The organism is Facklamia sp. P13069 (genome assembly GCF_050409405.1).
Classification (GTDB): domain Bacteria; phylum Bacillota; class Bacilli; order Lactobacillales; family Aerococcaceae; genus Facklamia.
Window position 1 is genome coordinate 1 of sequence record NZ_JBNUPN010000029.1, and the last position, 21,205, is coordinate 21,205.

The 21,205-nt window shown below is 36.2% G+C and carries 15 protein-coding genes; all 15 read left to right on the forward strand.

Translation table 11 applies throughout. The features are described 5' to 3' along the window. Positions 1 to 170 precede the first annotated feature (170 nt). Complete coding sequence (locus ACQV2T_RS08150) at positions 171 to 1,343, forward strand: hypothetical protein (protein ID WP_428891856.1); 1,173 nt, start codon at positions 171 to 173, stop codon at positions 1,341 to 1,343. A 72-nt stretch (positions 1,344 to 1,415) separates the two neighbouring features. Next, positions 1,416 to 2,609: a class I SAM-dependent rRNA methyltransferase gene (locus tag ACQV2T_RS08155; protein WP_428891857.1), complete on the forward strand. Its 1,194-nt coding sequence runs from the start codon at positions 1,416 to 1,418 to the stop codon at positions 2,607 to 2,609. 18 nt (positions 2,610 to 2,627) lie between these two features. Continuing rightward, positions 2,628 to 3,329, forward strand: coding sequence for an ABC transporter ATP-binding protein (locus ACQV2T_RS08160; RefSeq protein WP_428873556.1), 702 nt, complete (start codon positions 2,628 to 2,630; stop codon positions 3,327 to 3,329). Between the two features lie 12 nt (positions 3,330 to 3,341). Then, a complete protein-coding gene (locus ACQV2T_RS08165; protein ID WP_428893509.1) occupies positions 3,342 to 6,254 on the forward strand; it encodes an FtsX-like permease family protein in 2,913 nt (970 codons plus the stop codon). A gap of 93 nt (positions 6,255 to 6,347) precedes the next feature. Beyond that, a complete protein-coding gene (locus tag ACQV2T_RS08170; protein ID WP_428873558.1) occupies positions 6,348 to 8,393 on the forward strand; it encodes a serine hydrolase in 2,046 nt (681 codons plus the stop codon). 129 nt (positions 8,394 to 8,522) lie between these two features. Beyond that, positions 8,523 to 9,044, forward strand: coding sequence for a hypothetical protein (locus ACQV2T_RS08175; protein ID WP_428873559.1), 522 nt, complete (start codon positions 8,523 to 8,525; stop codon positions 9,042 to 9,044). A gap of 68 nt (positions 9,045 to 9,112) precedes the next feature. Further along, positions 9,113 to 9,763 carry a glycoside hydrolase family 73 protein gene (locus ACQV2T_RS08180; protein WP_428873560.1) on the forward strand — a complete coding sequence of 217 codons (651 nt, stop codon included), beginning with the start codon at positions 9,113 to 9,115 and terminating at the stop codon, positions 9,761 to 9,763. Positions 9,764 to 9,790: 27 nt separating this feature from the next. After that, positions 9,791 to 10,927 (forward strand): ATP-grasp domain-containing protein, encoded by a 1,137-nt coding sequence (locus ACQV2T_RS08185; RefSeq protein ID WP_428873561.1) that lies wholly within the window; start codon positions 9,791 to 9,793, stop codon positions 10,925 to 10,927. A 140-nt stretch (positions 10,928 to 11,067) separates the two neighbouring features. Beyond that, positions 11,068 to 13,449, forward strand: a complete 2,382-nt coding sequence (locus ACQV2T_RS08190; RefSeq protein WP_428873562.1) for a UvrD-helicase domain-containing protein — start codon at positions 11,068 to 11,070, stop codon at positions 13,447 to 13,449. 10 nt (positions 13,450 to 13,459) lie between these two features. Further along, positions 13,460 to 15,484, forward strand: coding sequence for an NAD-dependent DNA ligase LigA (gene ligA, locus ACQV2T_RS08195; RefSeq protein ID WP_428893510.1), 2,025 nt, complete (start codon positions 13,460 to 13,462; stop codon positions 15,482 to 15,484). Next, positions 15,474 to 16,775 carry a CamS family sex pheromone protein gene (locus ACQV2T_RS08200; RefSeq protein ID WP_428891860.1) on the forward strand — a complete coding sequence of 434 codons (1,302 nt, stop codon included), beginning with the start codon at positions 15,474 to 15,476 and terminating at the stop codon, positions 16,773 to 16,775. The genes ligA and ACQV2T_RS08200 overlap by 11 nt, the downstream gene beginning before the upstream one ends. 16 nt (positions 16,776 to 16,791) lie before the next feature. Next, positions 16,792 to 17,091: an Asp-tRNA(Asn)/Glu-tRNA(Gln) amidotransferase subunit GatC gene (gatC, locus tag ACQV2T_RS08205; RefSeq protein WP_428873565.1), complete on the forward strand. Its 300-nt coding sequence runs from the start codon at positions 16,792 to 16,794 to the stop codon at positions 17,089 to 17,091. Position 17,092: 1 nt separating this feature from the next. Then, positions 17,093 to 18,559, forward strand: a complete 1,467-nt coding sequence (gene gatA, locus ACQV2T_RS08210; RefSeq protein WP_428873566.1) for an Asp-tRNA(Asn)/Glu-tRNA(Gln) amidotransferase subunit GatA — start codon at positions 17,093 to 17,095, stop codon at positions 18,557 to 18,559. 10 nt (positions 18,560 to 18,569) lie between these two features. Next, positions 18,570 to 20,000 carry an Asp-tRNA(Asn)/Glu-tRNA(Gln) amidotransferase subunit GatB gene (gatB, locus tag ACQV2T_RS08215; protein ID WP_428891861.1) on the forward strand — a complete coding sequence of 477 codons (1,431 nt, stop codon included), beginning with the start codon at positions 18,570 to 18,572 and terminating at the stop codon, positions 19,998 to 20,000. A 110-nt stretch (positions 20,001 to 20,110) separates the two neighbouring features. Continuing rightward, on the forward strand, positions 20,111 to 20,998 hold the full coding sequence (locus ACQV2T_RS08220; protein ID WP_428873568.1) for a YitT family protein: 888 nt from the start codon (positions 20,111 to 20,113) through the stop codon (positions 20,996 to 20,998). Positions 20,999 to 21,205: the final 207 nt, after the last annotated feature.

Here is a 21,205-nt window from a genome sequence, read left to right on the forward strand (position 1 = left end):
ATTTTTAGACATAAAAGGACCCCCAAAAGTTAGTTTTTAACTCGAACTTTTGGGGGTTTCTTCAAATTTAGAGGTTTTTTGAAGCTAATTTTATAGAGTAGATTGTTGGTGTATTAAAGCTGAACTTCATTTATAATAATAGTAAGACTTTTTAAAAAGGAGAAGGATTTATGGATAGAGGATTTAAACTAGTCAATAAGCTTTTTATTTTCACTATATTATTAGCTTTATTATATACTCCTATTTCTGCTAAAGCGAATCAAATAACCACAGAGTCATTAACAGAAACTAAAACATCAATAGAAAACAAAGTGGATCAAGAATTACTTAAGAAACTTTCAGAATCATTAATTGATTTGAAAGAGGTTGAAGAATTTGAGGTCAAGATGAAGTGGACCAACCTGGATGAAAATCAAGCGATGGGGCAAGCGACCTACCAAGTAGATGTTACAAAAGGAGACCTGAAGGGCGATTTAAAGTTTCAAATGGAAGATGATTATCCCGAGACAGCAGATTTTGGCTTTATATCATATGGAAGACACCGTTTGTTCTATGTAAAAGAATTTGCTTTTTTAGATAGCCTAGCTTATTTTAAACAAGCTTTTTTTAATTACCAGTTTGATAAACAAATGGCTAAGTACACTAATCTTTATACAGAATTTTCAAATGAAACAATTGGGACGGTTAATCTTAATGAAAAGCCTGCGACTTCTTTGCTGCTCATTCCTAATCGGGATAAGTTAATGAGAGTAGATAAGGGACAATTAAGTTTCAAGAAGGATCAATATCATTTAAATATTGAAAGAATCGATATTCCAAGTCTTTTCTTTGATAAGCACCCCTTCTTATCCATCTCTTATCGTTTAGATCATTTAATTCAACCTTCTACTTCATCTATCATGAGCGAGTATCAAGATTGGGAAAATCAATTCAACCATCAAATTAAAATTAATGAGCAAGCGAATGATTTTTTATTCGGAACAAAAATTGAATCCGAATTTTCTAACCATTTACAAGTTAAGGAAACGGAACACCGAACACCACAGTTCAATAAAACACTAAATTTGATGAGCCAAGGTTTAACTGATAAATTAACGAGTTTCACCATGGACTTTGATCCAGATAAACAAATTTTAGATGTTACCTTGGAGGGTATTGTAGAAAATGTAGCTTTTAACTTTTTTAGCAAAGATACAGCTGAACTTACTACTAAAAGAGTTCGATTAGAATATTCTTTTAAACCTAAAAAAGTAGTTATTCCCCAAAGAACAAGTCTTAAAACAATCAGTCCGGCAGCTGCTGACTATTTAATGGAAGAATTACTATCAAAAGAGAAAAAGTAATGCTTTAAGAAATGGGCTTGTTTTCTAGAGACTTCTACTATAAATGATCTTAAGAATGAAAGAGGTAATAGAATGAAGTGTTTTTATTTAAAAGATTTTGCGAGTCAAAGAATTCAAGCAGGAGAAAAATTAATAAGGTTAGAAGACTTTGAAGATCCTGGTGATATTAAAGATGCACCTGAGGGGATGATTATCTTTATTACTGATCGCAGTCATAACTTTAAAGGGCAAGCTTTCGTTGGTCGGCAAAACAAAGGCTTTGCTTGGGTTTTTAGCTTAAATTTGGAAGATTTGTGGTCCAAAGAACTCTTTTCAATTTACTTTCAAGAAGCTGTTGAACGTAGACAATCTCTATTGGACGACCCTACAACAACGGGTTTTCGTTTATTCAATGGTGAAGGAGATGGATTAGGAGGAATATCAATCGACTGGTATGACCATTTCATTCAAATCAACTGGTATTCTAAAGGTGCTTATGAGTATCGTGATTGGTGGCTTGAAATTCTTTTAGAATCTCCACTTGAAGTTGCAGGTATATACGAAACCAAGCGTTTTCCAATAGGTGATAGTGAAAAAGCAATGGGACATGTTACCGGAAAAGAAGCCCAACAGCCTCTAATTATTAAAGAACAGAATCGAAAGTATGCTATTTATTTAGGTCAGGATTGGATGACAGGCCTTTTTTTTGATCAAAGAGAGGTACGACAGTATATTCAAGAGCAAGCAAAAGGCTTGTCTGTGTTAAATCTTTTTTCATACACGGGTGCATTTTCAGTTGCAGCTAGCCTAGGTGGTGCCAGTAATACTATCAGTGTAGATGTAGCTAACCGTTCATTAGAGTTAACTAAAGAAAATTTCTTAATTAATCAATTGGACGCTGACAATTTATCTAACGAGATTAGAATTATGGATGTGTTTGATTATATTGACTATGTCAAACGCTCTTCAAAAGATTTTGATATGGTGGTATGTGATCCTCCTAGTTTTGCCCGAACCAAACGTTATGTTTTTTCAGCCTTAACTGATTATATAAAAATGGCTAAAGATTTGTTTAAAATAACAAAAGCAGGAGGTTTGTGTGTCTTATCCACAAACCATTCAGCTTACTCAAAAGATAAATTTATTGAGGATATGAATGAAGCTGGGCGTTTAAGTGGCAAGAAGGTTCAATTGATTCAAAGTTTTAGACTTCCCGAAGACTACCCTTCTTCCGTTGATCCTACGAGTCAGTATCTTACAGTTCTGGTATATTATTGTTCTGAATAAGAAAGGCAGGGAGTAAGAATGTCTTATATTGCATTAAAAGAAGTTGTTAAAGAATATAAAACTGGCGAAGTCGTTACACGAGCAAATGATGGAGTCAGTTTTACAATTGATGAGGGAGAGTTTGTGGTTATTTTAGGTCCTTCCGGAGCTGGTAAATCAACTACACTAAATATCTTAGGTGGAATGGATCAAGCGACCTCCGGACAGGTAGTTATAGATGGAGAAGACATTGCTAAATACAAGGCTAAGCAGTTAACGCGTTTTAGGCGAAATAACGTTGGTTTTGTCTTTCAAAATTATAATTTAGTTCCTAACCTAACAGCTAAAGAAAATGTGGAATTAATGATCCACATTGCTAAAAGTAATATGCAAGCAGAAACCGTACTTAAAGAAGCAGGGTTAGGACATCGATTAGATAGTTTTCCTGCTCAGCTATCTGGTGGAGAGCAACAGAGAGTTTCTATTGCGCGGGCCTTAGCAGGTAGACCCAAAATTCTTCTTTGTGATGAGCCTACAGGTGCTTTAGATTATGAAACCGGCAAACAAATTTTGAGATTATTACAAGATACATGTCGAGAAACACGTACAACTGTTGTGGTAATCACTCATAATACGGTGATTTCGAAAATGGCAGACCGTGTGATTAAAATTCGTAATGGACAAGTAGAAGAAATCGTTAAAAATCCGCATCCTACTAATGTATTAGATTTACATTGGTAGAAAGGAGGTAACATGAAATCGCTCATAAAGGATATCTTTCGTGAGATATTAAAAAGTTTCCCACGATTCTTATCGATATTAGCTATTATTAGTCTAGGAGTTGCTTTTTTTATTGGAATCAAAGCAACAGGACCAGCTATGGTAGAAACCGCGCGTGACTATTATGAAACTTATGATTTGCCCGACGGTCGTATATTATCTACTCAAGGTATTAATGATAATGACATTAAAGAAATTAAAAATTTAAAAGATGGCGCAGAACTTCGGTTACGTCCCATTAAATCAGTTATTGGTATGGTTGAGCCAAGTACTCAACCTATCAAAGTTTTTGGTATCAATGAACAAGATAAAAAATATTATCAATTGGTTGAAGGGAGATTTCCACAGAAAGCTTCTGAAATCACATTGGATAGTAAGTATCTTGATTTAATTAATACTGATCCAAACGAGTCTGTCAAAGTTGGAGATAAGGTAAAAATCACTCTGAACCAACGAGCAAGTGAAGACGCTATAGATAGTGATAATTCAGATTCAATCTTTTCAATAAAAGATAGTGAATTGATAACAAATGAGTTTGAAGTTGTTGGATTTGTTCAAACACCACTTTATTATGAACGCATTAATCGAGGCCTCGACCATTCTGTTTTTGGGTTAATTCAAGAAGATCAAATACAAGCCAGTTACTATAGTGAAGTTTTCTATTGGATACGTAATAATAGAAAGAGAGCTTATGAACCAGCTTATCAATCAAGGCTCGATCAACTAAAAATTAAATTAGAAGATTTGTTAGCTAATCGTCCAAAACAGCGTTTGGAAGCCAGTAAAAAGGATATTCAAGCTAAATATGATGAGGTTAGTTCAGATTTAGAAGAAGCTAATAATGACTTTGAGGCGGCAAATAAAAAAATCTCCGAAGTCGAAAAGACACTGATAGATTCTGAACAAGACCTTCAAGAAGCTAAGATAGAATTTAGTCAAATTGAAGAAAACTTATTGCGGCAGTCTCTAGAAGGCAATATAGACTCTAATAATCCTCAAGCTTTAGGAAAGCCTGAAGAACAAGCAGAGTTGTTGGAAGGTCAAGAACAAAGCTTAATGGCTAGTAATGAGTTGTTTTTCGGAGAAAATCAACTGAGTCGCTCAAAAAAAGCTGTAGCAGATAGTATTGCTGAGAATAATCTAGAATTAAGAGAAGGACAATTAGCACTTGAGGAACTTAAAGAATTAGAAGCAGATTTAAAAGAACCGACTTATCATGTGTTGACACGTCAAGACGATGCAGCTTATAAATCTCTGAAAGAAAATGCGGAAAAATTGAATGTTATTTCTAATTTGTTTCCAGTTTTCTTTTTTGCTATTGCCGTTTTAGTTGTTTTCACAACTGTTAAGCGCATGTCAAGTGAACAAAGAAACTATATGGGAACCATGCAACAAATGGGATACCATCGCTGGCAAGTAATCTTAAAATTTGTGGTGTATGCTGGGTTAGCAGGAGTGATTGGAATAGTCTTAGGAATATCTTTGGGCTATCGTATCTTTCCACCAATTATTCTACAAGCATATAATTCCATGTTTTATTTGGCTAACCCATTGATTCCTCGCTCTTTATATTGGAATATGATTGTCGGTGCTATTGCTTTAGCTTGTACACTGATACCAGCAATATATACACCTTATGTATTGTTAAAGCAAGCTCCTGCACAACTTTTAAGACCTGAACCCCCTAAACAAGGTAAACAAATTTTACTTGAAAATTGGACTGAGTTTTGGAAACGCTTATCTTTTAATCGTAAAATGACTTTGAGAAACCTTTTCAGATATAAAGGAAGAAATCTCATGACTTTCATTGGTGTAGCAGGCTGTTCAATGTTAATTCTCACTGGTTTTGGAATTAGTGATACTATTTCAGGTTTGCTTTCTAATCAATTTGAGCAATTACAACGCTATGATGCTACCCTGGTCTTGAATGAAGATTTAGGCCAATATCAAACTCAAAAACTGCAAGATGAATTAGCAGATTACGAAGGCATTGAAGCGTATTATCCAATCCGTTCAGAATCCTTAGAATTAGAAAATGATGTTGAAAAAGAAAATGTCAATTTAATAGTTCCGCTAGGTGATGTTCAGTCATTTAAAGACTTTGTATTTGTAAGACAAGGTGGAGATGATAAAGTGGCTGAACCAGTTGATTTAGATGAAGCAGGACCTCTTTATACAGAACGATTAGCTGAGTTATTCAACTTAAAACCCAACTCTAAAGCTATCTTTAAAATGGACGATGAAAATTATACGATTCCTTTAAAGGGAGCAGCAGAAAACTATGTCAATCATTATCTCTATATGGGAGAAAGTGACTACAATCAGGTGTTTGAAAAGCCCGCTCAAATTAATGCTTTTTTACTGAAATATGAAGCTAATGCCAAAGTGACTCGTATAGAAGACCAGTTACAAGATAATGAGGATGTTCAAGCTATCGTTAATATAACTAATATAGAAGAAGTAGTTAGCAAGACGATGGATAGTTTATACGTCATTACAATTGTTTTAATCATTTCAGCGGCAGCCTTAGCTTTTGTGGTCTTGTATAACTTGACCAATATTAATATAGAAGAGAGAAATCGTGAACTGGCCACTATCAAAGTTTTAGGTTTTTATGCAAGAGAAGTGAGTTTGTATGTCTATGAGGAAATCTTTATAATCACAGTATTAGGTTCTTTTTTTGGCTTGATAGCTGGACGCGTGCTTACACATATTATTATGAAACAGATGCAAATGAATTCAATGCTCTTTTATCCTAGGGCAACCCTAGCATCCTTTTTAATATCCTTTATTCTTACATTTATTTTCTCAAGTTCTGTTATGCTGATCATGCACCAAAAAATAAAACGTATTAATATGGTAGAAGCTCTCAAGGGACTTGATTAATCAGTCCCGTATTGTTAAGCCCTTTAAGAATATGCTACAATGGTTTAAGTTAAGAACCAATTATAGAGCGACTATCTAAGAGGAGGCAATCAAATGAAGTGTCCAAATTGTGGACGGAATGTCCGTAGTAAGACCCAATGTGCGTACTGCGGTTATAGATTTAATCAAGCAGATAAAAAAGAACAGAGTTTATTGAAAAAGAGAAAACCTAATGATGAAATATCAGTTGAAAAAGATATCCGTGGTCTAAATGAAGTAGCTGATAATGAAAAACATTCTCAAGCTATCAAAGACAATAGACAGCACGTTCCTGTTAGGCGATCTCTTGAAAAAGAATTAGCAGAAGCAGAAAAAGAAGCTAAATTAGCTTATGAACGTTCACTTCAATCAAATTCAAAAGGCAATGAATCGGAAGAGGATTCAGAAGAAGCTTTTAAGAAAAGGGCAGACGAAATTTTATCTTATCCGTACACTGGCTCATTATTTTCTGACGAATCCACCGATAATGCTGAAGATTATATTGTCCCTAGAACTAAAAAGACTAGTTTTGGTAAAACGCTTTGGACTATTGTCAAATGGTTAATTTTATTGGCAGCCTTTTTTTTAATGTTTGTTTACGGACCTCAATTAGTAGGCATGGTTAAGAGTTATTTGGACCCAATAATAAATCAAAATAGTGAACAACCTGTCCAAGAAACTGAGACTTCTCAACTTCCAAAGGATACTGAAAAAACAATGAATGTTACTTCAGATAATTCTTCTGAAGTAAAATCAGAAGAAGAAAATCAAACAACCACTGTAGAAGATACTGTTTTTGAAATAGAAAAATCAAAGGTAGATGTGGATGCTTATCCGATGATTACAGTTAATCTCGATTTTGCCAACTCTCTTTCTGATGTAGATCAAGAAACATTTAACTTTAAAGTGAAATATAATGAGACTGAAGCAGAATTGAAGGATGAGTTTTCTCTTTTTAAAGAAGGCAAGAAACTTAGATTATCCTTTAATGATCCCGCTTTATCAGTGATTGGTGAAGATACAAGTCAACAAGAGCTTTTAATAAGTGCAGAGAATTTTTCAGAACGCATCGCTTATGAAGTACCAAATAAGCAAGATCAAGCAGAAAGAATTGATCAGTTTAATCAAATAGTTACCAATTACTTTTCTAATCAGGAAACAGTAGCTTTACAAATTCAACAGCTAGGAGATAAAGCACCCTTTGTTTATGAAAACCAAACAATGGAGGCTGATCGTCTAATCGCTTGGTTTATTTTACAACGTACCTATGAATTGCTAGCAGAAGAAACAATTACTCTTGACCAAGAAATCCCTGTTAAAACACAATTAATTGCTTCTGGGGATACAGGACAAGTGGCAAGTCAAGCTAGAGATTCCTATACAGTCCAAGAGTTGATTGATTTAACTATTCAATCAGGAGATGCCTCTGCCATGAATCATCTCGTTCAGCTTGCTGAGGGTGTCAACCGCTTTAACTACTGGTTAAAAGAGTCTGGATATTTTGCTACTCGTATGAACGCTCCATTAGCTATTGAAGAAGATAGTTACATAACGGGTGCAGTCACTGATGTAACGGACTTAGCTAATTTACTTGTCAAATTAGCTAAAAACGAATTGATTGATGGAGAATATGACGACTTGCTGAAAGAATCAGTCAATCTCTCACCATTCACAGATAAATTTCCCAATTACAATGCTAATGTGACTCAACGTTACGAATTATTAACTACCGAAGAAAACCCACAACTTCAACATATTGCCGGGATTGCTCAAGCAGCAGGAGAAGACTATATTTATGTAGTTCTTACAAAAAAATTCACTGAACCTTATGAAATGAATGGTAAGATAAGCCAAACAATTAATGATATACTCATACAATATTTAGCGAACCAAGAAGGTGCTGAGATCTTAGAAAATGAAACTACTCTTGAGGTGACGCAAGAACCAGTTCAGACTACTCAAGCAGTAGTAACCCCACCTGTTACATCGGTTGAAACAGGTGTAGAGCCGACAGATAATTTATATAATGGCAAGCAAACAGAAAATTATTACTGGTTTGGCGATGAATACCGTAGAGGCACCTGGTATCAAGATGAAAATGGTGCTTGGTATTATTATTAAAAGGTTTATTCAAATGATTAGTTTTGAGATAGAAAGACTTCAATTTAAGAAGTCTTTCTATTTTTAAGAGCTTTTCCACTTTTCACATCACTTTTTAGGTGTATAATAGAGAAAAAGGGAGGAATTTCAATGAGTCCTACACTGATACAAATCGTTATTCATGCTATTAAAGAGAAATTTCAAACTGAAAAAGCTTTTTATGCGGAAAAGTTAGGCATTAGTCCTCAATCTTGGGACCGATGGAAAAAAGGAGAACAAGGTTTAAAATTTGAAAATATCCAAATAATATCGACTTTATTTACTGACTATGAATGGATGCTTGTTCAAAAAGTTGTGCGAAATGCTGAAATAATTCCAGAGGTTTCAGCTAATCCTGTTGGAGAATACCTCTATCTTAAATATCAAATCGCCAAGACTTGGGTTAACCATGGTATGGTACGCTTAGAATGGCATCAGAGTGAAAGCTCAGAAAACCAACAGAACACAATGATCTTGCAATTAATTGCAGATTATCAATTTTGGGGATACAACGATATAATAGAAATTCGTCTACCTGGAGTTTTGAGACAACAATTAGAAACTGATGAGGTAAAACTCTTACAATGGTTTGATGACCAAAGTGATAAAGTAAGAGACACTGTCGAAGAATAAAAATAGAGTGGTGAAGCTATTTGGTGCAAAGAAAACGCAAAAAAGCTCATAGACCCAGAAAAAAAACTTTGAAAAATAATAAGAAACTTAAACAATTCAAAAAATGGCAGGAAGCTTTCTTTAAACGATTAGGATGTTTAAGCTTCTTTATGATTATCTTTATTAGTTTACTTTTTGTGTTGTTATTTCGTTGGATGTCACAACCGGCTCCTAATTTTTATCAAAATGAGCTTTATCAATCAGATCACTTGCTCAAAGAACAATTTATTGCAGATTTGGTCCCAACTGCCCAAGCTTTACAAAGAGAGTTTGGTGTCTATGCTTCTGTGTCTTTAGCTCAAGCTGTTTTAGAATCGGACTTTGGTAGAAGTCAATTAGCTAGCCAGCATAATAATCTATATGGTGTAAAAACAAGTGCTGACGATCCTAATTCTGCACTCTATCCAACAATGGAGTTTTTTGATGGCGAGTGGGTTGAGATTAAGGATTATTTTAAGGTGTATCCTTCTAGACAAGCATCAATGCGTGAGCACGCTCTTTTAATGATTAATGGAACTTCTTGGGATCCTAATCAATATCAAGCTGTATTACAAGCCAAGGATTTCCAATCACAAGCTCAGGCATTACAAGATTCGGGTTATGCAACCGATCCAAATTACGGAGAAAAATTAATAAATATGATTGAAGAGTGGCAATTGGATCAATATGATCAACCATAAAAAGAATAATATGATGGGAGGGATAAAATGGTTCGAAGACATCAACCAGGAAGTATGATTGGTATTATTGGAGACTCACTTACAACCGCTTTACTGGCCCAAGAGGCCGGAAGATTGGGGTATCGTGTAGCAAGCATGGTGAGTCATGATGAAAACCCGGTCAAACAATTTTCTTATTGGCAAATAGTCGATGCTAACTATCAAGACGAGAGTTTAATCGAATTTGCAAGCTTAGTGGATATGATATATATTGAACCAGGTATTTTATCAAACCGACATTATAAATTATTGGAAGAATATACTGACTTGGCTTTATCAGAAGATTTAGTTGCAATTACAACAGACCGTTTAATTGAAAAAGTTTATTTAGACTCTACTAAAAGTTTAGTAGCACCTTTTTCAATGGTGACTTCCATTGAAGATATTAAAGAAGCGATAGAATATATAGGTTATCCTTGTGTTCTTAAGTCAGGACAACGACATTTGAATCAAGCCAAGGACCACATTCTTCTATTCAATGAGGATGATTTACCTTTAGCAGAGAAGAAAGTTGAGCAAGCAACATGTATACTTGAGGCTTGGATTCCAGTTGAGAAGAGAGTTTCTTTGACTGTTGTCAGAAATGAGCGAGGAGAATTATTGATTTATCCTCCCTTTGAATTAGTAGATAAAGGGTTAATTATTGGTACACAAGTAAGGTATCCTGCGCGTATTGTTGATGAGGTTTCTAATGAAATCAACCGATTAGGCCGATTAATTGCTGAGTCACTTACATTGATTGGGGCTTTGACATTAGAGTTCTTTATTACATCTTCTGGTGTTATTTACATCAATCAAGCTTCGATTGGCTTATCGCAAGCGGCAACTTTTACAATCGGCTCGATGTCCATATCGCAATTCGAAGCGTGTATGCGAGCGCTGTCAGGCTTGCCTTTGCCTACCTTAAAAGTAAAATCAGCAGCAGCTATAGCGATTCCTTTAGAATATTTAAATATAGAAAATGTCATGACACAATATATGTCTCGCACAGATTGGGGTTTTGCTTTAGTAAATTTTCCTGGACAATTACACAATCATTTGGAAGGACAGGTAATCATAACGGGAGATAGTTTAATATCGTGTGATCGGCAAATTGAAATGACCGGATTATATAAAATTCAATAGAATTAAGAAGCTGAAGGGATAGCCTTGGCTTCTTTTTATTTTATGAGGAGTTGAGAGAAGGCTATAAAGGACATAGGAGATTGTTCTTATTTTTGATATAATATCAAATATTGGAAGCGTTGGTGAAATGGAGTGATAATATGAATTTATTAGAAAGTATAGGTCGATTAAATAATAAGCAAAAGGAGGCTGTATTGACTACCCAGGGACCGCTGTTAATAGCCGCTGGGGCAGGTTCAGGAAAAACACGGGTTCTTACTCACCGAATCGCTTATCTTGTTGAAGAAGAAAGAGTAAATCCTTGGAATATATTGGCTATTACTTTTACAAATAAAGCCGCAAATGAAATGAAAGAGCGGATTAAAAACTTAGTTGGCCCAGATGCAGACTCTATATGGGTCTCAACATTTCATGCAATGTGTGTGAGGATACTTAGAAGAGAGGGCGAAAAAATCGGTTATCAACGAAATTTCTCAATCGTAGACCCATCTGAACAACTAACTTTGATGCGTCAAGTGTTAAAAGAATTAAATTTAGATAGCAAACAATTTAAAGATAAGAATCTTCTATGGCAAATTGAACAAGCAAAAAATGAAGGTAAAAGCCCAGCACATTATTTACAAACTGCCGGTAATTTTGTTGAAGAAATTTATGCAAAAGTCTATCAACTTTATCAGACAAAATTAAAACAAGCCAACGCCATGGATTTTAATGATTTGATTCTTAATACTGTTAAATTATTAGAAGAATATGATGATGTCCGTCACTTTTATCAGCATAAGTTTCAATATATTCATGTTGATGAGTACCAAGATACCAATAATACTCAGTATCAACTCATTCGATTATTAACAGGAATTCTTAATAACATTTGTGTAGTAGGAGATGCTGATCAATCTATTTATGGCTGGCGCGGCGCAAATATGGAAAACATTTTAAACTTTGAATCTGACTTTCCTCAAGCTAAAACGATTCTATTAGAACAAAACTACCGTTCCAGTCAAAATATTTTAGCTGCAGCTAATAGTGTGATTAAAAATAATCGAAATCGTAAAGTTAAGAAATTATGGTCTAATAAGGACAAAGGAAGCAAGATTAAGTTTTATCATTCAGACAACGACTCAGAGGAAGCGCTTTTTGTTATTCAAGAAATTATTGAGCTTAAAGATCGTTTTAATTTAAAAAATGATGATTTTGCTATTCTTTATCGAACTCAAGCTCAGTCACGCTCTTTAGAGGACCAGCTGTTAAAAGCCAATTTACCTTATAAAATTATTGGGGGCTTGAAGTTTTATGCTCGTAAAGAAATCCAAGACACCTTGGCTTATTTAAGGTTAATTAATAACCCCGCTGACAACCTTAGCTTTAATCGAATTGTGAATGTTCCTAAACGTGGAATTGGAAATACCACTATCGAGCGGTTATCAAATTTTGCTGCTCAGATTCAGTTACCCTGGTTCATGGCGATCGATTATTTAGATCAGTCTCAACTATCTAAAGCAGTACAAAAGAAATTACAAACGTTTGCTCAAATGGTTAAAAATCTTCAAGAACAAGCAAAATATCTCTCTATGAGTGAACTAGTAGAGCAAGTGTGGCAGCTTTCAAACTATACTCAGGCTTTAATTGAAGAAGGCACTCTTGAAAGTCGAGCTCGCTTAGAAAACTTAGAAGAATTTGCTTCAGTAACTAAACTTTTTGACCAAGAGGATCATAGTTTACTGTTAGAAAAAGATCCTGATTTTCAAAATCAAGATCAAAGCACTATCGAATCGCAAGCAATTTTAGAAATATCAGGTTCAAATGTTGCTTTGGATCTATTTGAGTCAGCAGTGGAAAGTGAGGACGATACTAATCAATCAACAGCTTTATTGACTCAATTCCTTACAGAATTGTCTTTGGTTAGTGATAACCAAGAAGAGGATGAACAAATGGGTATCACTTTGATGACTCTACATGCAGCCAAGGGCTTAGAATTTCCGGTTGTCTTTATTGTTGGAATGGAAGAAGGGATTTTCCCATCCTATCGTTCTTTTGATAATGAAGAAGATTTAGAGGAAGAAAGAAGATTAGCCTATGTAGGAATGACACGCGCTGAGGAAATATTATATTTAACAGCAGCATCCAATCGTCTACTATACGGACGTTATCAGCAAAATTTAGTTAGTCGATTTATAGATGAGATTGAACAAGATTTACTTGAGCATATTGGACTTCCAGGAAGAGTCAAAAGATTTACTGCAAATAATCGAGGAAAAAACCAAGCCAATAGAGTTAAGTTAAGTCCCCCTTCGGCTCCCGTTAAGAAGAAGCGAGCTTTCCAAGCAACTTCAAATGTCAAAGGTCTAGAAATGATTAACTGGCAAGTGGGAGACAAAGTGGACCACAAAGCTTGGGGTCAAGGGACAATTGTAAAAGTTGACAAGTCAGCTAGCGACCAAATTTTAAAAGTAGCTTTTCCAGAGCAAGGAATTAAACAGTTAATGGCAGCATTTGCTCCAATTACTAAGTTATCAGATTAGGAGGCTCCTGATGTCTAATCAGCAGAAAGAAAGACAACGTTTAGATGCTTTAAAAGAAAAATTAAATAATTATGCTTACTCTTACTATGTATTGGATCAGTCATTAATTACGGATGCAGAGTATGATGAGCTGTATCAAGAATTGCTCATGATTGAAGCTAAGTATCCGGAGTGGGTCACTTTGGACTCACCTAGTCAGAGAGTGGGTGACCAGCTGTTAGAAGGTTTTCAAAAGGTTAAACATGCTCAAACCATGTACTCTTTAAGTAATGCTTTTAATGAAGCAGACATACATGCTTTTATTAAAAAGGTAGAAGAAGTGGTTGGGTCTCAGCATTCTTTTATCTGTGAGTGTAAAATCGATGGTCTTGCCATTGCCTTAACTTATGAAGATGGTTTGTTTGTTCGAGGAGCTACACGAGGTAATGGTCAAACGGGAGAAGATATTACTCAAAACCTACGAACAATCCATTCCTTACCATTACGACTGAGAAAGCCCATTTCAGGTGAATTTCGAGGAGAAGCTTATATGCCTAAAGAGGTCTTTTTAAAATTAAATGAACAAAGAGATGAGGCAGGGGAAAGTCCCTTGGCTAATCCTCGCAATGCGGCAGCTGGTGCATTGCGACAGAAAGATCCCGCAAAGGCAGCAAAGAGGCAACTAAACATATTTATGTATAATTGCTCTAGTCAATCGGATATAGAGGCAACTTCTCAAGGAGAACTCCTAGAAGAGATGGAAGCTGTTGGCTTAAGAACGAACTCTTTTAGAAAAGAATGTCATAATTTTAATGAAGTATGGGAGTTTATCCAAACGGTTGGCCAAAAAAGGCACCAATTACCCTATGAGATTGATGGAGTGGTTATTAAAGTCAATGCTTTTGAATATCAAGAAAAATTGGGGCATACTATTAAAGCGCCCCGTTGGGCAATTGCCTATAAGTTTCCAGCAGAAGTTGCTCAAACAACTTTACTTAATGTAGATTGGACAGTGGGTAGAACTGGAGTAGTTACCCCTACCGCTATTATGGAGGCTGTTCAATTGGCAGGAACTACTGTTCAAAGAGCAAGTCTTCATAATGTAGATCTTATTGAAAAACTTGATTTACATATAGGTGATCAAGTCGTTATCCATAAGGCAGGAGATATTATTCCCGAAATATTAGAGGTTGATCTAACTAAAAGAAAGCGAGATGATCGACCGGTAGCTATTCCTACCGAATGTCCACAATGTCATGAAGAGCTAGTGAAAATTAAAGATGAAGTGGCTTTAAGATGTGTTAATCCTAACTGTCCCGCCCAAAGGTTGGCTCAGATTACTCATTTTGTTTCCCGATTAGCCATGAATATTGATGGTCTGGGTGAAAAAATTGTTGAGCAATTATTGGACCATCATTTGATTGAAAATCCGGCTGATCTTTATTATCTCAAGCAAGAAGACCTTTTAAAACTTGATAAGATTAAAGAAAAGTCAGCTAACAACTTGATCCAAGCGATTAATGAGTCTAAGGATAGGGGATTAGATCGATTACTATTTGCTTTGGGAATTCGTCATGTCGGTGCAAAAGCTGCTCGCCTAATTGCCGAAGAATTTGGTACAATAGAAACAGTGATGATTGCCGAGGCAGAACAAGTCGGTCAAATTGAGGGCATAGGTGAAATCATCTCTCAATCACTGGTTCATTATTTTCAACAAGAGTCTTCATTAAAATTGATTGATCGTTTAAAAAAAATAGGTGTCAAAACCGATTTTCAAACAACCGTGATTGGCACTCAACAGACCAATGAATTTAAAGGAAAGACTATTGTTCTAACTGGTAGTATGAATGCTTATACTCGTAATGAAGCAAAGCAAATTTTACAAAATTTAGGAGCAAATGTAACCGGCTCAGTCTCAAAGAAAACAGATATATTGATTGCGGGGACAGAAGCCGGCAGTAAATTAATAAAAGCTCGGGATTTAGGTGTTACAATCATAGATGAATCTACATTTATAGAAAAATTAGTAGAAAGTGGAATTAACGATGCAAAATAAATTGAAATGTATCACATTGCTAACCTGTCTTACTTTATTGTCAGGTTGCTTAAATAATTTAGAGGTAAAAAAAGAAGAAGCAGAACTGACACCTGAGAAGGTGATGGCCAGGTCAACTTCTAACCAATTAGCTAATGAAAATTATCGAGCTGTAATAACAGATGGTAAGTATCAACTCGGCCCCTCAGCTAGTGCAGACTACACATTATCTTCAACGGGCAATGCCTTTGCTTTCGAAGATGGTCTGTTACGTTTGTCACGAGAGGTGTTTCCTACCGATCAATACTTTTTACAAGAAGGCCAATTGATTGATGGTGATACACTGACTTCTTGGGTAGGCAGAGAAGCAGACAATAATCCAGCAGGCTTAAACCCTGCTATCCCTGTCGATAGTGGTGGTGCTAATCGTGAAACAACATCTTCTGACACTGATACTACTGTTGAGAATCAATCCCCTACTATTGAAGAAGCGACAGTAACTTCGGTTTTAGAAGATGGTCAAGAGGTTATGGTTGATGTAGAGGGTAATATCATTGATGAGAACGCCGGTAGGCCAGATCAGGTTGTCACTCAGGTTCAATCTACGCCTATTTACTTATCGCAAATTTTAGAAAAAAATATTATGGTTGAAACTGAAACAGGGTACAAGCTAGCAGGTATTGTTCTTGGCTTATCCATGAATTCGCGTTATGAGTACACCGACCCAGAGGGGGTTGTTTACGAAGAAGAAATCTCTATGGGAGAAATGCGTGAGCGCGGAAGAGCTTATGCTAATATAATTGTGGGTCGTTTAAGAGCAACCGAAGAATTGAGATCTATTCCTATTCTAGTGGGTATATACCGACAGGCACCTTCTGATGAAATTGTAGGGGGTAGTTTTGTCTTGGATGGTATTTCACGTGAGGGAAATGCGGTTTCTGATTGGAAAGAGCTTAATGAATACCGAGTTGCTCTACCTATGACTGATTCAGGTGTCGAAGCAGAAAAATACGCTTATTTTGATAATTTTTCTAAAGGCATTCGTGAGTTTTTCCCCAATCTGAATGGTATTTCCGGTCAAGTATTATATGCAGACGATCAGTTGAAAACATTAGATATTGAAATAGTCACACAGTTTTATCAAACAACAGAAATTACTGCTTTAAGTCAGCATGTGCTGGACACTGCGCAGAAAACATTACCTGAGAACATAGCAATTGAGATTAAAATTGTTTCTAATGCGGATACAGAAGCTTATATAGGTAGAAATGCAGGAGAAACGGAGTATCAATCACATATATTTAGACAATAAGAAGAGGGGGAAAAGAATGATTACACGCGAGGAAATTAAGCATGTTGCAAAATTAGCCAAATTAAGTTTTAGTGAGGAAGAACTGGACCAATTTGCTCCAAATATCCAAGAGATTGTTGAAATGGTTGAGCATTTACAAGAGGTGAACACGGAAGGTGTCGAGCCGACTTATCATGGTAACCAGTTGAAGAATGTTTATCGTGAAGATATCGCAGTCCCTAATCCGTCTTATCGAGCCTTATTGGATAATGCCCCAACAGTAAATGAAGGCTATATTCAAGTACCAGTGATTATCGAAGATGAAAAAGGAGATTAAGATGAAAAAATTCCCAACAACCATTACTGAGATGAAAAAAGGGCTAGAATCAGGAACATTTACAGCTGTCGAATTGCTTGAACATACCTACCGGCAAATTGAGACTTTGGAGAGTGCTGTTCAATCCTTTTTAAATTATGAAGATTTTAAAGAGCCGGCTTTTGAAGTGGCTAAAGCTGCAGATGAAGAAGGCTATTCGAATAATGATTCAAAATTATTAAAAGGCATTCCTATAGCAATCAAAGATAATATTTTAACAGCTGATTTTAAAACAACTGCAGCCAGTAAAATGCTTGAAGATTTTGTGCCAACTTATGATGCCTTTGTTATAAAACAATTAAAAAAGGCAGGAGCCATTATAGTGGGTAAGGTTAACCTAGATGAGTTCGCTATGGGAGGATCTACTGAAAATTCCTATTTTAAAACAAGTAAAAATCCTTGGGATCTTGAAAGAGTACCAGGAGGCTCTTCGGGGGGGTCGTCAGCAGCCGTAAGCGCTAGACAGGTGCCAGCAGCTTTAGGAACCGATACCGGTGGTTCGATTCGTCAACCTGCCTCTTATACAGGTATTGTTGGAATGAAGCCAACTTATGGTCGTGTTTCTCGTCATGGAGTGATCGCTTTTGCTTCTAGTCTTGATCAAGTCGGACCGATGACTTTAACAGTTGAAGATAACGCTTTACTTTTACAAGTGATTGCGGGGCATGATCCAAATGATGCGACCAGTTTAGCCGACGAAAAATTAGATTTTAGCAGTTTGATTGGTCAATCCATTGAAGGCAAGCGAATTGCTTTTCCTAAAGAATATCAATCAGAGGTCATTGATGCGGATGTTCGTCAAGCAATGGAAAAAGCAGCTGATTATTTTACAAGTAAAGGAGCAATCGTTGAAGAAGTTTCTCTTCCTCACTCTGAGTACGGGATTAATGTTTATTACATACTAGCTTCTGCGGAAGCTTCATCTAATTTACAGCGTTATGACGGTATTCGCTACGGTTATCGTTCAAAAGCAGCTGAAAATTTAGAAGAAATCTACTTAAAATCTCGCTCTGAAGGCTTTGGTCCTGAAGTCAAGCGACGATTAATGGTAGGGACTTATTCTTTAAGCTCAGGCGCCTATGATAAATTCTTCAAGAAGGCAGCGCAAGTGCGCTCATTAATTATTCAAGACTTTAAAGAAGTATTTGATCAATTCGATCTTATTATGGGACCGGTCACTAATTCGACAGCTTACAAAATTGGTGAACGCATTTCAGATCCGCTCAAAATGTATGTGGCAGATTTGTTGACAATCCCGGTTAATTTGGCTGGAATACCCAGCCTATCTGTACCTGCCGGCTTTGATAGCAAGGGCTTGCCTATTGGAATGGCACTCACAGGCCCAGTGGATAGCGAAGCCTTACTTTACCAAATGGCTTATGATTTTGAGCAAGGTCACGACTTTGTTAAGCAAGCACCTAAACTATAGGAGGATCTAGATGAATTTTGAAACAGTAATCGGACTTGAAGTCCATGTGGAATTAAAAACCCAATCTAAAATCTTTTCTTCCTCACCTGTTGGCTTCGGTGTGGATCCCAACGCCAATACCAATGAGAAAGATTGGGGCTATCCGGGAGCGTTACCGACTATGAATCGCCAAGCGATAGAATACGGAATGAAAGCTTCTCTAGCTTTAAATTGCCAGGTAGCTAAGCAGATGAAGTTTGATCGTAAAAATTATTTTTACCCGGATAATCCATCTGCCTACCAAATTTCTCAATTTGATCAACCGGTCGGGTCTAATGGATACCTGGATATTGAAGTAGAAGGAAAAAAACGTCGGATACGTATTGAACGTGTTCATTTGGAAGAAGATGCAGGAAAAAACACACACGGAGTGGACGGCTATTCATATGTTGATTTAAATCGCCAAGGTACGCCATTAATTGAAATTGTTACCGAAGCAGATATTCGTTCCCCTAAAGAGGCCCACGCCTTTCTAGAAGCCTTACGGGAGAGAATAATGTATACAGGCGTTTCGGATGTGAAAATGGAAGAGGGCTCTTTACGCTGCGATGGTAATATTTCAATTCGACCTTTTGGCCAAGAAGCTTTCGGGACAAAAACTGAAATCAAGAACTTAAATTCCTTTAATTATGTTCGCAAAGGTTTAGAGTTTGAAGAAAAACGTCAGGAAAATATTTTAAGATCTGGTGGTATCATTTATCAAGAAACACGTCGTTATGACGAGAAAACAGGACAAACGATTCTAATGCGTACTAAAGAGGGGGCGGCAGATTACCGCTACTTCCCTGAACCAGATCTACCACCGGTAACTATTTCACAAGAATGGATTGATCAAGTCCAGCAAACGATGCCAGAAATGCCAGAAGTGCGTCGTAAAAAGTATGTTGAGAATTATCAGCTTCCGGAATACGATGCCATGGTCTTAACCCTTCAAAAGGAAATGTCAGATTTCTTTGAAGAAACTATTCAAGAAGGAGCAGATGCAAAGCAAGCTTCCAACTGGTTAATGGGAGAAGTATCTGCTTATCTAAATGCACAACAGCTTGAGCTTTCTCAAACAGGTTTAACTCCTAAGAATTTAGCAGAAATGATCCAACTAATTGATAAAGGAACAATTTCTTCCAAAATTGCCAAAAAACTCTTCAAAATATTAGCTCAAGAAGGGGGCAACGCTAAAGAAATTGTTGAAGCTCAAGGAATGGCTCAACTTTCAGATCCAGCCCAATTGAAACCTTTGATTGAAGATATTATTGAAAATAATCCACAATCCGTTGAAGACTATAAGAATGGAAAAGATCGAGCTGTTGGATTTTTTGTAGGACAAGTTATGAAAAAAACTAAAGGTCAAGCAAACCCCCAAGTCGTTAATGAGTTAATCCTTGAAAAATTGCAAACAATGTAGCTATAAGGAATCATAAACGAGACAAGTGAAAACCGACATTTGTGTCGTTTTTACTGGATTCAAACAATTATAAGAAAAGCCATTTATAAAAGAAGATAGGAAGTGTAAAAATGAAAAATATCATATCGTCATTATTAATGACAATCGTCGGAACATTCTTAGTCGCATTAGCTATCAACTTAGTATCTTTACCGAACGAGTTGGGAGATGGCGGAGTTACTGGTTTTACCCTCTTTCTTCACTATACTCTAAACTTTGATATTCCTAAGACCGCCTTCGTTTTAAACGTGATTATTCTGATTATTGGTTGGAAATTATTGAGTAAAATGACGATTGTTTATACGCTCTTATCAATTGCTGCACTTTCGTTTTTTTTAAAAGTCGTTCAGCCTACCCCTTTCATTCCAGATAACCAATTAGTTGCTCCTTTAGTATCAGGGGTAATTATGGGAACAGGATTGGGAATTGTCATTCGTGGCGGTGGATCAACCGGAGGTACAGATATTCTTGCTTTAATTTTGAATAAGTATGTTGGAATTAGCGTTTCAAATGCTTTACTAATATTTGATGGAGTGATTATTTCCTTATTATTTTTTGCGATTGGTCTAGAAAAAGGCGCTATTTCCATTGTTGGGATTCTCCTGTATAGCCGAATCTTAAACTTCTGGGTTACAGGTTACAATCCTAAAAATGCACTGTTTGTTATTTCAGAAAAACATGAAGAAATTGGTAATGAAATTATGGATAAAGTTAAGCGCGGGGTTACTATCTTCTCTGGTTATGGCTTCTACTCAAAGGCTCAACGACAAATATTATATGTGGTGGTTTCCAATCGTCAGCTAATGGCGGTTAAAAAGATTGTTCATAATATTGACCCTAAAGCATTTATTGCGGTTAACGATGTTCAACAAGTGGATGGTGAAGGCTTTACCTTCTTACGTGAACCTGAAGAAATGACTTTAGAGACTGACGAAAGTATTTTAAATACAAATGGCTAATATAATGCTTTCTATTTCTTAAGAATAATTATAAAAACCTTGCATGATTTGGCACTGCACCCCATAAATGGGACAGAATAAAGAACACCTTTGTTAGGCTGTTTGTTGTCGGTATTGAACCGGTGACACCTAGCCTAATTTTTGTTGAACTCGCTTATGATTAACAGTTTTTTCTGTTTCTAAGTTGATTAAATGGGTGATTTTACG

Bases quoted from the DNA above. Each gene is read 5' to 3' on its own strand.
- gatC (WP_428873565.1), top strand. From the start codon at position 16,792: ATGATTACACGCGAGGAAATTAAGCATGTTGCAAAATTAGCCAAATTA.
- ligA (WP_428893510.1), top strand. From the start codon at position 13,460: ATGTCTAATCAGCAGAAAGAAAGACAACGTTTAGATGCTTTAAAAGAA.
- gatA (WP_428873566.1), top strand. From the start codon at position 17,093: ATGAAAAAATTCCCAACAACCATTACTGAGATGAAAAAAGGGCTAGAA.
- ACQV2T_RS08185 (WP_428873561.1), top strand. From the start codon at position 9,791: ATGGTTCGAAGACATCAACCAGGAAGTATGATTGGTATTATTGGAGAC.
- ACQV2T_RS08170 (WP_428873558.1), top strand. From the start codon at position 6,348: ATGAAGTGTCCAAATTGTGGACGGAATGTCCGTAGTAAGACCCAATGT.
- ACQV2T_RS08175 (WP_428873559.1), top strand. From the start codon at position 8,523: ATGAGTCCTACACTGATACAAATCGTTATTCATGCTATTAAAGAGAAA.
- ACQV2T_RS08165 (WP_428893509.1), top strand. From the start codon at position 3,342: ATGAAATCGCTCATAAAGGATATCTTTCGTGAGATATTAAAAAGTTTC.
- ACQV2T_RS08150 (WP_428891856.1), top strand. From the start codon at position 171: ATGGATAGAGGATTTAAACTAGTCAATAAGCTTTTTATTTTCACTATA.
- ACQV2T_RS08190 (WP_428873562.1), top strand. From the start codon at position 11,068: ATGAATTTATTAGAAAGTATAGGTCGATTAAATAATAAGCAAAAGGAG.
- gatB (WP_428891861.1), top strand. From the start codon at position 18,570: ATGAATTTTGAAACAGTAATCGGACTTGAAGTCCATGTGGAATTAAAA.
- ACQV2T_RS08220 (WP_428873568.1), top strand. From the start codon at position 20,111: ATGAAAAATATCATATCGTCATTATTAATGACAATCGTCGGAACATTC.
- ACQV2T_RS08160 (WP_428873556.1), top strand. From the start codon at position 2,628: ATGTCTTATATTGCATTAAAAGAAGTTGTTAAAGAATATAAAACTGGC.
- ACQV2T_RS08200 (WP_428891860.1), top strand. From the start codon at position 15,474: ATGCAAAATAAATTGAAATGTATCACATTGCTAACCTGTCTTACTTTA.
- ACQV2T_RS08155 (WP_428891857.1), top strand. From the start codon at position 1,416: ATGAAGTGTTTTTATTTAAAAGATTTTGCGAGTCAAAGAATTCAAGCA.